General features: G+C 66.8%; 9 protein-coding genes. 8 read left to right on the plus strand and 1 reads right to left on the minus strand.

Translation table 11 applies throughout. From position 1 onward, the window contains the following. Nucleotides 1-51 precede the first annotated feature (51 nt). The 8 genes from ccmI to shn_RS05605 all read left to right on the plus strand — a co-directional run bounded on the left by ccmI (nt 52) and on the right by shn_RS05605 (nt 11078). Nucleotides 52-1191 carry a c-type cytochrome biogenesis protein CcmI gene (ccmI, locus tag shn_RS05570; protein WP_064329518.1) on the plus strand — a complete coding sequence of 380 codons (1140 nt, stop codon included), beginning with the start codon at nt 52-54 and terminating at the stop codon, nt 1189-1191. Further along, on the plus strand, nt 1188-1637 hold the full coding sequence (gene ccmE, locus shn_RS05575) for a cytochrome c maturation protein CcmE (RefSeq protein ID WP_064329519.1): 450 nt from the start codon (nt 1188-1190) through the stop codon (nt 1635-1637). The genes ccmI and ccmE overlap by 4 nt, the downstream gene beginning before the upstream one ends. Next, on the plus strand, nt 1634-3619 hold the full coding sequence (locus shn_RS05580) for a heme lyase CcmF/NrfE family subunit (protein WP_064329520.1): 1986 nt from the start codon (nt 1634-1636) through the stop codon (nt 3617-3619). Before ccmE ends, shn_RS05580 begins: the two co-directional genes overlap by 4 nt. After that, the gene (locus shn_RS05585; protein ID WP_064329521.1) at nt 3616-4068 is read left to right on the plus strand and encodes a cytochrome c-type biogenesis protein; all 453 of its coding nucleotides are present in this window, start codon (nt 3616-3618) and stop codon (nt 4066-4068) included. The genes shn_RS05580 and shn_RS05585 overlap by 4 nt, the downstream gene beginning before the upstream one ends. A 205-nt stretch (nt 4069-4273) precedes the next feature. Further along, complete coding sequence (locus tag shn_RS05590; RefSeq protein ID WP_064329522.1) at nt 4274-5848, plus strand: Do family serine endopeptidase; 1575 nt, start codon at nt 4274-4276, stop codon at nt 5846-5848. Between the two features lie 114 nt (nt 5849-5962). Then, nucleotides 5963-6646 (plus strand): response regulator transcription factor, encoded by a 684-nt coding sequence (locus shn_RS05595; protein WP_064329523.1) that lies wholly within the window; start codon nt 5963-5965, stop codon nt 6644-6646. Between the two features lie 13 nt (nt 6647-6659). Continuing rightward, complete coding sequence (locus tag shn_RS05600) at nt 6660-8075, plus strand: HAMP domain-containing sensor histidine kinase (protein ID WP_064329524.1); 1416 nt, start codon at nt 6660-6662, stop codon at nt 8073-8075. A gap of 51 nt (nt 8076-8126) precedes the next feature. Beyond that, nucleotides 8127-11078, plus strand: a complete 2952-nt coding sequence (locus shn_RS05605) for a bifunctional [glutamine synthetase] adenylyltransferase/[glutamine synthetase]-adenylyl-L-tyrosine phosphorylase (RefSeq protein ID WP_064329525.1) — start codon at nt 8127-8129, stop codon at nt 11076-11078. 293 nt (nt 11079-11371) lie between these two features. Here shn_RS05605 and shn_RS05610 read toward each other — a convergent pair whose 3' ends face one another. After that, a complete protein-coding gene (locus shn_RS05610; RefSeq protein ID WP_064329526.1) occupies nt 11372-13720 on the minus strand; it encodes a PAS domain-containing sensor histidine kinase in 2349 nt (782 codons plus the stop codon). Between the last annotated feature and the right edge of the window lie 150 nt (nt 13721-13870).

The following is a 13870-nucleotide window of genomic DNA, read 5'->3' on the forward strand; positions in this document are numbered from 1 at the left end:
TCGTTCCCTGGGGAATTGGAAACGTTCGCGCGTTCCAGTATTTGAACGGTCATGTTTTTCTGGATTCTCGTCGCCATCCTGACGGCCACCGTGGCCGCCGTTCTGCTTCTTCCCCTGCTGCGCCGCCCTGCGGCGGCGGCGGATGACGCCGGTCACGACGTCGAGGTCTACCGCGACCAGCTCGAAGAGTTGAAGCGCGACGAGGCGAGCGGCCTCATCGGCGCGAACGAGGCCGAGCTTGCCCGGGCGGAGGTCGCACGCCGGCTGATCGCGGCCAGCAAGGCCGAGGCGAAGGGCGGGGCGAGCCCGGCCGGGCGCCGCAACCGGCTGGCGCAGGTCTTCGTGATCGTGCTGCTGCCCACCATCGGCCTCTGTCTTTACGTGGCGACCGGCCGGCCGGATCTTCCGGCCCAGCCGCTCGCAGAGCGCCTTGCCAATCCCGGCAACGACATCTCCATCCTCATCGCCAAGGCGGAGAACCATCTCGCGCGCAATCCGGACGACGGCGCGGGCTGGGACCTCCTGGCGCCGATCTACTATCGCAGCGGCCGGGTGGAGGATGCGGCGAACGCCTTTTCCCAGGCGATCCGCCTGCTCGGGCCGACGCCGGAACGGCTGGACGGCTATGCGGAAACGCTGATCGCCCAGTCGAACGGCATCGTGACCGCCGAGGCGCGCGCCCGGCTGGAACAGTCGCTGACGCTGAAGGCGGACAATCCGCGCGCCGAATACTACCTGGCGCTGGCGCTGGAGCAGGAGGGCAAGCGCGCCGAGGCGCGCGCGGCCTTCGAGGCCCTGGCGAAGCAAGCGCCGGCCGATGCGCCCTGGCTGCCGCTCGTCGACCGGCATATTGCCGGGCTTGCCGAGGGGCAAGGTGATGCGGTCGCCGGTGCGCTCGGCAATCCGACGGCGGAGGACATGGCGGCCGCCCAGGACATGTCGGCGGGCGACCGCCAGCAGATGATATCCGGCATGGTCGAGAGCCTTGCGGCGAAGCTTGAGGAAAACCCTGATAATATCGAAGGATGGATGCGCATCATCCGTTCCTATGTTGTGCTGGATCAAAGGCCGAAGGCAGAAGCTGCGCTACAGACGGCGCTGAAGACCTTCCCGGCGGACAGCGACAACGGCAAACAGCTTCTGGCGCTTGCCCGGGACCTATCGATTTCGGCTGAGGGCAGCGGACCATGACACGCAAGCAGAAACGTCTGGCAGTGATCGGCGGCGGCATCGCCTTCCTGGTGGCGGCGGTGCTGCTCGTCATGTTCGCCTTCAGCCAGTCGATCGCCTATTTCTACGTGCCGGGCGATCTTACCAAGGCCAATGTGCCGCCGGGAACGCGCATCCGCCTCGGCGGGCTCGTGGAGGCCGGCACGGTCAAGCGCGGCGAGGGCTCCACCATCACGTTCACGGTGACGGACACGCTTGCCACGGTGCCGGTCACCTATACCGGCATCCTGCCCGACCTCTTCCGCGAGGGGCAGGGCGTGGTGGCGGAAGGCGCCTTCGGCACGGACGGGCTGTTCCTGGCCGACACGGTGCTCGCCAAGCATGACGAGACCTACATGCCCAAGGACGTCGCGGATCGCCTGAAGGCGCAGGGCGTCGAACTTTCCGGCAAGGAAACGATCAAATGATCATCGAGCTCGGACACTATGCCCTCATCCTCGCGCTGGCGACCGTCATCGTCCAGTCGATCCTGCCGCTGATCGGCACGATCCGGGGCGACCGCGCGCTGATGGCCGTGGCGCCGGCCGCGGCGCTGGCCGGTTTTCTGCTCGTGCTCTTCTCCTTCTCGGTGCTGACCTTCGCCTATGTCGTCTCCGATTTCTCGGTCGGCAATGTCTGGCAGAACTCGCATTCGCTGAAGCCGATGATCTACAAGATCACCGGGGTCTGGGGGAACCATGAGGGCTCGATGCTGCTCTGGCTCCTCATCCTCGTCTTCTTCAGCGCGCTTGTCGCCACCTTCGGCGCCAACCTGCCGGAGCGGCTGCGCGCCAACGTGCTGGCCGTGCAGGGCTTCATCTCCACCGCCTTCGCGCTCTTCATCCTGCTCACCTCCAATCCGTTCCTGCGGCTCCAGCCGGCGCCGGCCGAGGGGCAGGACCTCAATCCCGTTCTGCAGGACATCGGCCTCGCCATCCATCCGCCGCTGCTCTATCTCGGTTATGTCGGCTTCTCCGTCAGCTTCTCCTTCGCCATCGCGGCGCTGATCGACGGGCGGATCGACGCGGCCTGGGCGCGCTGGGTGCGGCCGTGGACGCTGGCGGCCTGGAGCTTCCTCACCGCCGGCATCGCCATGGGCTCCTACTGGGCCTATTACGAACTCGGCTGGGGCGGCTGGTGGTTCTGGGACCCGGTGGAGAACGCCTCCTTCATTCCCTGGCTCGCCGGCACGGCGCTCCTGCATTCGGCGCTCGTCATGGAAAAGCGCGAGGCGCTGAAGATCTGGACGGTGCTGCTCGCGATCCTCACCTTCTCCATGTCGCTGCTCGGCACCTTCCTGGTGCGCTCCGGCGTGCTCACCTCGGTGCATGCGTTTGCCACCGATCCGACGCGCGGCGTCTTCATCCTCGCCATCCTGGTCTTCTTCATCGGCGGCGCGCTGTCGCTCTTTGCCTTCCGGGCGGCGACGCTGAAGGCCGGCGGGCTTTTCGCGCCGATCTCGCGCGAGGGCGCGCTCGTCCTCAACAACCTGATCCTGACGACGGCGGCCGCCACGGTGCTGACCGGCACGCTCTATCCGCTGGTGCTGGAAGCGCTGACGGGCGAGAAGATCTCCGTCGGCCCGCCCTTCTTCAACCTCACCTTCGGCCTTCTGATGCTGCCGCTGCTGCTGGCGGTGCCGTTCGGGCCGCTGCTCGCCTGGAAGCGGGGCGACGTCTTCGCCGCCGGCCAGCGCCTCTTTACGGCGGCGGGCATCGGCCTCGTCTTCGCGGCGGTGGTTCTCTACATCCAGAACGGCGGGCCGGTGCTCGCCTATTTCGGCCTTGCCATCGGCTTCTACATGATCGCAGGCGCGATCACCGACCTGTGGCTGCGCGCCGGCATCGGCAAGGTGGCGCGCACTGTCGCCGTCCGCCGCTTCATCGGCCTGCCGGGCTCGGCCTTCGGCACGGCGCTCGCCCATATCGGCATCGGCGTGACGGTCATCGGCGTCATCGCGGTGACGGCGTTCGAGACCGAGCATGTCGTCGAGATGAAGCCCGGCATGCAGGTGGAGGCCGGCGGCTACACGCTGACCTTCGACGGCATGCGCCGCGGGCAGGGGCCGAACTATTCCGAGGAATCCGGCCACTTCACGGTGGCGCGCGGCGGCGTGATCGTCACCGACGTCTGGTCCTCCAAGCGGCTCTATTCCGCCCGCCGCATGCCGACGACGGAGGCGGGCATCCGCACCTTCGGGCTCAGCCAGCTCTATGTCTCGCTCGGTGATGCGATGGCCGACGGCGGCATCGTCGTGCGCGTCTGGTGGAAGCCGATGATCCTCTGTATCTGGATCGGCACGCTGATCATGATGGCGGGCGGCATCGTGTCGCTGTGCGACCGGCGGCTGCGCGTCGGGGCGCCGCAGAAGGTGCGCAAGGTCAAGCCCGCGCTGGAGGCGGCGGAATGATGCGTCGCCTGCTCCTCGCCTCGGCCTTCCTGATTGCCGCTTTTCCGGCCTTCGCGGTCAATCCGGACGAGGTGCTGGCCGATCCGGCGCTGGAGGCGCGGGCGCGGGCGCTGTCGGCCCAGCTGCGCTGCATGGTCTGCCAGAACCAGTCGATCGACGATTCCAATGCCGAGCTTGCCCGCGACCTCAGGCTTCTCGTGCGCGAGCGGCTGAAGAACGGCGACAGCGACGAGGCGGTCATCGACTATGTCGTCTCGCGCTACGGCGAATTCGTGCTGCTGAACCCGCGCCTGCGCGGCGAGACGCTGTTGCTCTGGGGCGCGCCGATCGTGCTCTTCCTCGCGGGCGCGGCGGCGATGGTGCTCTTCGTGCGCAAGCGCGGCGGCAAGCCGACGGGAACGCCGCTTTCGGAGGCGGAGAAGGCCGAGCTGGAAAAGGCTCTGGAGTGAGGAATTAGGGATGAGGAATTAGGCAGTAGCCAATAGGCAGTAGGGAAGAAGATATTTCTACTGCCTACTGCCTACTGCCTACTGCCTTCCTTCCCAACATTACCAAAAATTCATGCCGCGGATAGTGCGCTGTAATGTGCACGCGCCTATCTCTTGCTCATCGGCTGCCGCACGCAGCCATGAAGTGAGAGAAAAGGTGCAAAGAATGTCCAAGATTTCAGCATTCCGTCCGGGCCTCAAGACCGTCCTGAAGACGACCACCGTCGCCGGGCTTGCGGCCGTCATGCTTGCGACCGGCATTCCCGCGCGCGTCACCGAAAGTTTCGCGGAGGCCGTTTCCGTCGAAGGTCCGCAGGTCGCGAGCTTCGCCGATGTCGTCCAGGCCGTCTCGCCGGCCGTCGTTTCCGTTCGCGTCCAGTCCGATGTCAAGCCGGCCAACGACGAGAGCAATTTCAGCTTCAACTTCGGCGGCCGGGGCTTCGATGAGCTTCCCGACGACCATCCGCTGAAGCGCTTCTTCCGCGAATTCGGCGGCCCCGACCAGTTCCGGGGCGACCGCGGGCCGGATCGCCGCTTCGGTGATCGCGGCGACCGCCGCGGCCGTGACCGCAAGCCGCACCTGCGCCCGACCTCGCAGGGCTCCGGCTTCTTCATCTCGGAAGACGGCTACATCGTCACCAACAATCACGTCGTCAATGACGGCAGTGCCTTCACGGTCGTGATGAACGACGGCACCGAGCTCGACGCCAAGCTCGTCGGCAAGGACAGCCGTACGGACCTCGCCGTGCTGAAGGTCGAGGAGAAGGACAAGCGCAAGTTCACCTATGTGAGCTTCGCCGATGACAGCCAGATCCGCGTCGGCGACTGGGTCGTTGCCGTCGGCAATCCGTTCGGCCTCGGCGGCACGGTGACGGCCGGCATCATCTCGGCCCGTGGCCGCGACATCGGTTCCGGCCCCTATGACGACTACCTGCAGGTGGACGCCGCCGTGAACCGCGGCAATTCCGGCGGCCCGACCTTCAACCTTAACGGCCAGGTTGTCGGTATCAACACCGCGATTTTCTCGCCGTCGGGCGGCAATGTCGGCATCGCCTTCGCGATTCCCGCTTCCGTCGCCAAGGGCGTCGTCGCCGACCTGATGAAGGACGGCAAGGTCGACCGCGGCTGGCTCGGCGTGCAGATCCAGCCGGTGAGCCGCGACATCGCCGATTCGCTCGGCCTTGCGGACGCCGCCGGTGCCCTCGTCGTCGAACCGCAGGCCGATTCGCCCGGTGCCAAGGCCGGCATCAAGAAGGGCGACGTGATCACGGCGCTCGATGGCGAGCCGATCAAGAATCCGCGTGACCTTGCCCGCCGCGTGGCCGATATCGCGCCCGGCAAGACGGTGGAGCTTTCGGTCTGGCGGGACGGCAAGTCCGAGACGATCCGCGTCGAGATCGGCACGCTTGCCGGCGAGCAGATCCAGGCCGCGACGGGCACGGACGAAGTCGAACCGGAAGCGCCCGCCAGCGAGCAGGCGCTTGCCGATCTCGGCATCTCGGTCACGCCGGGCGACGACGGTCTGACGGTCTCCTCCGTCGATCCGGACTCCGACGCCAGCGACCGCGGCCTGAAGCAGGGCGACCGCATCACCTCCGTCAACAACCAGGCGGTCAAGTCCGCCGACGACGTGGTGAAGGTCATCAACAATGCCCGCAAGGACGGCCGCTCCAAGGCGCTGTTCCAGATCGAGACCAATGACGGCAGCCGCTTCCTGGCCCTGCCGATCGACCAGGGCTGAGCGGCTCCGTAATCCGCTTTTCGGCGCCGCGAAATCGCAAGGTTTCGCGGCGCTGCCATATCGGGACACGGCACTCTGGCCAAGTCCCGCCGAACATGCTGTAAGGTCCGCACGATGAAGATATTGATTGTGGAAGACGATCTGGAGGCGGCTGCCTATCTCTCGAAGGCCTTTCGCGAGGCGGGCATCGTGCTCGACCATGCGAGCGACGGCGAAAGCGGGCTCTTCCTCGCCACCGAGAACAGCTACGACGTCCTGGTCATCGACCGCATGCTGCCGCGCCGCGACGGCCTGTCGCTGATCTCGGAGCTGCGCCGCCGCAACATCCACACCCCCGTGCTCATCCTCTCCGCGCTCGGCCAGGTCGACGACCGCGTGACGGGGCTTCGCGCCGGCGGCGACGACTACCTGCCGAAACCCTATGCCTTCAGCGAGCTTCTGGCGCGGGTGGAGGTGCTCGGGCGGCGCAAGGGCACGCCGGAGCAGGACATGGTCTACCGCGTCGGCGACCTAGAGCTCGACCGTCTGTCGCACACGGTCAAGCGCGCCGGCAAGGAAATCCTGCTCCAGCCGCGCGAGTTCCGCCTGCTCGAATATCTGATGAAGAATGCCGGCCAGGTGGTGACGCGCACCATGCTGCTGGAAAACGTCTGGGACTATCATTTCGACCCGCAGACCAATGTCATCGACGTCCATGTCTCGCGGCTGCGCTCGAAGATCGAGAAGGACTTCGACCAGCCGCTGCTGCGCACCGTGCGCGGCGCGGGATACATGATGAAGGACGAGGCGGCGGGCTGACCCCATGCATCGAATGCTCGGCAGGCTGACCGCCCTCTATCGCACGACCGCGGTGCGGCTTTCCGCCGTCTATCTGCTGCTGTTCGCCCTGTGCGCGGCCTTCCTCGTCTTCTACGTCTCCTCCATGTCGGAACGGCTGCTGCGCCAGCAGATGCGCGAGGCGGTGGCGCAGGAGGTCGAGCAGATCGAGCGCGTCTTCGAAGGCAACGGCATGAACGGCCTCCTGCGCACGCTGGAACGGCGCTCGCGCCAGCCGGGCGCCAATCTCTACATCATCGCAAGCCCGACGGGCGAGGTGCTGGCCGGCAACGTGGCGTCGCTGCAGCCGGGCGTGCTCGACACCGAAGGCTGGACGGAGACGCCCTTCCGCTACCAGCGCTACCAGGAGGAGGCGCGCGGCAACAACCGCCCGATGGCCTATGCGCAGGTCATCGTGCTCACCAACGGCCTGCGCGTGCTCGTCGGCCGCGATCTCGGCGAGCCCGAGAATTTCCGTTATCTGGTGCGCCAGGCGCTGATGGTGGCGCTCGGCGTCATGGGCTTCGGGGCGCTCGCCATCTGGTACCTGATCGGGCGCAATGCGCTGAAGCGCATGGACCGCATGTCCGGCGCCAGCCAGCGAATCATGGCGGGCGACCTCTCGCAGCGCCTGCCGACCAGCGGTTCGGGCGACGAGTTCGACCGGTTGTCGGAATCGCTCAACACCATGCTCGGCCGCATTGAGAAGCTCGACGAGGGCCTGAAGCAGGTCTCCGACAATATCGCGCATGACCTGAAGACGCCGCTCACCCGGCTGCGCAACAAGGCGGAGGCGGCGCTTGCCGGCGGCGATCGGGCCGATTACCGCACGGCGCTGGAGGAGATGATCGGGGAATCCGACCAGCTCATCCGCACCTTCAACGCGCTCCTGATGATTTCCCGCGTCGAGGCGGGGCAGGCACCGGCCGAGATGAGCGCGATCGACATCAGCGGCATCGCCCAGGACGGCGCCGAGCTCTACGAGCCGGTGGCCGAGGACAGCGGCCTCACGCTGGTGACCGACATTGCCGACGGCGTCGAGGTCAAGGGCAACCGCGAGCTCGTCGGCCAGGCGCTCGGCAACCTCATCGACAATGCCATCAAATATGCCGAGGGCAGCGGCGGCGAGCCGGAGATCCGCATTTCCCTGCAACGGCGGCAGGGCGACGTCGTGCTCTCGGTCGCCGACAGCGGCCCGGGCGTGCCCGACGACAAGCGCGAGGATGTGGTGAAGCGCTTCGTGCGGCTCGATGCCAGCCGTTCCAAGCCCGGCACGGGCCTCGGCCTTTCGCTGGCCGGCGCCGTCATGGAAATGCACCATGGCCGCCTGGAGCTCGACGCGACCCATCCGGAGCGGGAAAACAATCGGGGGCTGACGGTCAGGATGGTTTTCCCCGTCGCCGCGGACTGATACACCTTTTCGCGCCGGCCTTTCATCGGCCGGATGCGGTGAGGAGGCATCATGAGCGCAGCGGAAACGACGCGGTTTTCCGATCTTTCGGCGAGCCCCGTGCGGGCTCTCAGCCAGACCGAGGTCAAGTCGGTCCTGTCCGACCTCAAGGACTGGGGCAGGGAGCATGCCGCGATCGCACGGCTCCTCGGCGAGGAGGGGCCGCTCAAGGATTTCATCGTCGCGACCCTGTCGCTCTCGCCCTATCTGCGCGACACGGCCCGCATCGATCCCGGCCTGCTCGCCCGCGCGCTCGAAGAGCCGATCCTGCCCGCCGTGCAGGCCGCCATCGACGGCGCCCGCAAGGCCTGGCGGGCGGAGGACGGCGAGGTGACGGAGGCCGTGCTGATGACCCGGCTGCGCCGCGCCAAGCGCGAGGTCGCCTTCTTCACCGCCCTTGCCGACCTTGCCCGCATCTTTGACGCGCGGCGTACCACGGCATTGTTGACGGATCTTGCCGAGGCGACCACCTCCGCGGCCATCGACCACCTGCTTTTATCGGCGCATGAGAGCGGCAAGCTGAAACTGCCCGACCCCGCGCGCCCGAGCGAGGGCTCCGGCCTCATCGTGCTCGGCATGGGCAAGCTGGGCGCGGCGGAGTTGAATTACTCCTCCGATATCGACCTCGTCGTCTTCTTCGATCCGATGGCCGGCATCGCCGTCGATCCGAGCGAGGCCGTCGAGACCTTTTCCCGCCTTGTCCGCCGGCTGATCCGCATCATGCAGGAGCGCACGGCGGACGGCTACGTCTTCCGCACGGACCTGCGCCTGCGGCCCGACCCCGGCGCGACGCCGCTCGCCATCTCGGTCGATTCGGCGATGCTCTATTACGAGGGCAGGGGACAGAACTGGGAGCGCGCCGCCTTCATCAAGGCAAAGCCCGTTGCCGGCGACCTTGCGGCCGGCGAAGCCTTCCTCAAGGACCTCACGCCCTTCGTCTTCCGCAAGTATCTCGACTATGCGGCCATCGCCGACATCCATTCGATCAAGCGGCAGATCCATGTGCACAAGGGCCATGGCGAGATCGCGGTGAAGGGCCACAATGTCAAGCTCGGCCGCGGCGGCATCCGCGAGATCGAGTTCTTCGTGCAGACCCAGCAGCTCATCGCCGGCGGGCGCGTTCCGGCGCTGCGCCTGCGCGCCACCGAGCCGATGCTGGCGGAACTCGCCAGGGCGGGCTGGATCGACGCGGCGACGGCCGACGAGCTGACGCAGGCCTACTGGTTCCTGCGCGATGTCGAGCATCGCATCCAGATGGTGCGCGACGAGCAGACCCATGTGCTGCCGGAAACCGAGGCCGAACTGAAGCGCATCGCCTATATGCTGGGTTTTGCGGATACGGCGGCCTTTTCCGCCCGGCTGGTCGAGGTGCTGAAGACCGTGGAGCGGCGCTATGCGGCGCTCTTCGAGCAGGAGGCGAAGCTCTCCTCGGAGACCGGCAATCTCGTCTTCACCGGCCAGAAGGACGATCCGGACACGCTGGAGACGCTGAAGCGCCTCGGCTTCGAGCGCCCCGCCGACATTTCCCGCACCATCCGCACCTGGCACTACGGCCGCTACCGCGCCACGCAGTCCGTCGAGGCGCGCGAGCGGCTGACGGAGCTGACGCCGGAGCTGCTGCGCGTCTTCGGCGAGAGCAAGCGGGCGGACGAAGCGCTGCTGCGCTTCGACAATTTCATCTCCGGCCTGCCGGCGGGCATCCAGCTCTTCTCGCTGCTCGGCAACAATCCGGCGCTGCTCTCCCTCATCGTCAACATCATGTCGTCGGCGCCGCGCCTTGCCGAGGTGATCGCGGCAAAGCCCCATGTCTTCGACGGCATGCTCGATCCGGGGCTTCTCGCCGAACTGCCGACCCGCGCCTATCTCTCCGAGCGTATCGACGGCTTCGTTTCCGGCGCGCGGCATTACGAGGAGATCCTCGATCGCCTGCGCATCATCGCCGCCGAACAGCGCTTCCTCATCGGCATTCGCCTGTTGACCGGCGCGATCACCGGAAAGCAGGCCGCCCGGGCCTTCACCCATGTCGCCGATCTCATCGTCCAGGCAGCCTTCAAGGCGGTGCTGGAGGAGGTCGAGGCGGCGCATGGCAGGTTTCCCGGCGGGCGCGTCGCGCTGGTCGGCATGGGCAAGCTCGGCAGTTTCGAGCTGACGGCGGGCTCGGACATCGATCTGATCCTGCTCTACGACCACGACGGCGACACCTTCGAATCGGACGGCGCCAAGCCGCTCGACAACGTCAGGTATTTCACCCGCATCACGCAGCGCCTGATCGCGGCGCTCTCCGCGCCGACGGCCGAAGGCGTGCTCTACGAGGTCGACATGCGGCTTCGCCCTTCCGGCAACAAGGGGCCGGTCGCCACCCGCATCACCGCCTTCGCCAAGTACCAGGCGGAGGAGGCCTGGACCTGGGAGCACATGGCGCTGACCCGCGCCCGCGTGCTCTGCGGCGACGAGAGCCTGATGCGGCAGGCGGAGGAGATTTTCCGCGCGGTGCTCGCCCGCGCGCGCGATGCGGGCAAGATCGCCAGGGACGTGGTCGAGATGCGGACGCTGATCGACCAGGAAAAGCCGCCGAAGGACATCTGGGACCTGAAGCTGATTGCCGGCGGGCTGATCGACATCGAGTTCATCGCCCAGTTCCTCGCGCTGGTGGCACCCGCGCGGGGCGCCGCGCAGCCGGAAAAGGCGCTGCCGACGGGCGATGCGCTGGCCCTGCTCGGACAGAGCATGATGGACCCGAACGATCTCGACACGGTGCAGCGGGCGCTCACCCTCTATACGGAGATCTCCCAGATCGTGCGCCTCAGCGTCGATGGCGGCTTCGACCCGAAGGAGGCGCCCGCCGGTCTCCTCGACCTCGTCTGCCGCGCCGGCGACTGCCCGGACGTGCGCACGCTGGAGGCGGAGATACGGCGTGTCTCCAAGGCGGTGCGGAAGATCTTTCAGGGGGTGGTGAGAGGGTAAGCGCTACCTCCCTCTGCCCTGCCCGGCATTTCCGCCACAAGGACGGGGCAATCGTCTATGGAGTTCGACGGTGCCACTCTTCCCTTCTCCCCGCGGGGAGAAGGTGGCCCGAAGGGTCGGATGAGGGAATGGCTCGGACGGATCGTTTGTGCCTTAGGCATCCCCCTTATCCGCCTGCCGGCACCTTCTCCCCGCGGGGGAGAAGGGGATGGGGCGACGGTTTCCTTCCATAGGCGATGGTTCTGCGGTCAAGGGACGGCTTGGCAGAGAGGAGCGTCCTCGCGCGGTCGCCCTCAGGCCGCCGCCAGGTGCAGCGCCGCCAGCCGTTCCCGGTCGGGGATGCGCACGGAGATGATCGTGCCCTTGCCCTCGACGGAGTGGATGCGCATGGCCCCGCCGTGCAGGTGGGCGAGCGAGCGGGAGATGGCGAGGCCGAGGCCGGAGCCGCCCTTGCTCTTGGCGTACTGGCTCTGCACCTGCTCGAAGGGCTGGCCGATCTTCTGCAGCGCGGATTTCGGGATGCCGATGCCGGTGTCGGCGATCGTCAGCGTGACGGCGCCGTCCACCCTGCGCGCGCGCACCTTCACCGTGCCCCCGGCATTGGTGAACTTCATGGCGTTCGACAGGAGGTTCAGCAGGATCTGCTTCATGGCGCGGCGGTCGGCGACGGTCAGCAGGTTGCCCGGGCAGGCCTGCTGCACCTCGATGTGCTTCTTTTCCGCCTGCAGCATGGTGAGGCGCAGCGTCTCCTCGATCAGCGGCGACAGGTCGACCGTCTCGCAGCTGATGCGCATGTGGCCGGCCTCGATCTTCGACATGTCGAGGATGTCGCTGATGACGTTGAGGAGATGCTTGCCGCTCTCGTGGATGTCGCGGGAATATTCGCGGTACTTGTCCGAGCCGAGCGGGCCGAACATCTGGTTCTGCAGGATTTCGGAAAAGCCCAGGATGGCGTTGAGCGGCGTGCGCAGCTCATGCGACATGTTGGCGAGGAATTCGGACTTGGCCCGGTTGGCCGCCTCCGCGCGGTCCTTTTCCGCCTGGTAATTGGCATTGGCAAGGGAAAGCTCGGCCTTCTGCCGCTCCAGCTTGGCGCGGGAGGCCGAGAGGTCGCCGATCGTCGCCATCAGGCGGCGCTCGGATTCGCGCAGGCGCACCTGGTGGCGCTTCATCATGGTGATGTCGGTGCCGACGGAGACGAGGCCGCCGTCGCGGGTGCGCCGCTCGTTGATCTGCAGCCAGCGCTCGTCGGCAAGCTGCACCTCGCTGGTCTGCGAGGCGCCGGTGCCGTCGGCATCCGCGATGCGCCGCTCGATGACCGGCCGGGCCGCCGCGGCATGCACCGTCGCCCGGTCCGTGCCGGGAACGAGCACGTCGTCGGGAAGGCCATAGGCCTGCTGGTAGTGCGCATTGCACATGACGAGCCGGTCGCTCTTGTCCCACAGCACGAAGGCCTCGGAGGTGCATTCGATGGCGTCGGCCAGCCGCTGGTCGGCCTCCTGGTAGCGCTGGGCGAGCCGGTGCTGCTCGGTGACATCCATGGCGATGCCGATCATGTGCATGCGGCCGGAGGCCATGCGGATGAGCTGGGCGCGGGCGCGCAGCCACACATAGTGCCCTTCGGCATGGCGCATGCGGAACACCTGGTCCACCTGCTTAGCCTCGCCGCGCGCCACGGCCCGGGCGACCTGGTAGATGCCGTCGTCGTCGGGATGCATCAGCCGGGCGGCATCGCCGAAGGACAGAACGCTGTCGCGCGCCGGCATGCCGAGCATTTCATACATGGAGCGCGACCAGAACAGCCGTCGGCTCGTGAGGTCGAAATCCCAGAGGCCGCAGCGGCCGCGGGCGAGCGCCGTCTCGACGCGCAGGTTCGATTCCGCGAAGATCGCATCCGCATCGCGCGCGCGCTTCGCCTGGATGTAATAGGCATAGAGGATGACGAGCAGGATGGCCGAAATGCCGGAAAACAGCGTGACGTTCAACGCCACCTCATCGCGCCAGAACGTCGCGAGCTGCCCGAGCGGATTGGCGACGATGATGAAGCCGCCCTTCTTGGGCATCTGCACGAGCGAGGCGTAATAGTCCTCATCGCCGATGCGGGCACGGAAGACGCCGGCCGGATCGCCGAAATACTGGGTTGCCGCCAGCTCCGGCGCGAACCGCGCCAGCGACAGGCCGACATAGCGCGCCGCGCCCAGCGAGGCGCCGAAGACCTGGCCTTTTTCCGCGACGAAGAGAACCAGCCCGCCCGGCTGCATGCGGTCCTGCGGCAGATGCAGGGAGAGCGCCGCCTCGACCGCCATGCGGTCGGATTTCGCAAGGCTCTCGGCCATGGGGCCGGAGAACACCGCCCCGACGGCCATCGCCGTCAGCGAGGTCGTGTCCTTCACGCCGGTCTCCATCCGGTCGTGCTCGACCAGGATGCCGGCCATGCGCGAAATGGCCACCACGAACAGAAAGGCGATGATCAGGATCGGTATCGACCGCTTCAGCACGGGCTCGGCCCGTGTCAGATGCCGTGCGGCTGGCCCGGCGAAAATCTTCGCCTGTCCCGTCAGCTCATTTTCCCAGGCCGCCATTCCCGGAAATTTGAGGTGAGTCCACCCGCCGGCTGCGCGTCCTCGTTGCGCGTCCGTCATAGTCTTAAACCTTGTACCCTCTCGTGATTCGGCGCGCCGCTCGCCCGAATCTGCCTTAATGAATCAATTGTGATTCGGCTTGTCCAGAGGAAAAGGTAACGGACTATTAACCAATTATTACGGTTGGGAAATTGGGGTTGCGGCGGCGCG

This window comes from Shinella sp. HZN7, assembly GCF_001652565.1.
Lineage (GTDB): Bacteria > Pseudomonadota > Alphaproteobacteria > Rhizobiales > Rhizobiaceae > Shinella > Shinella granuli.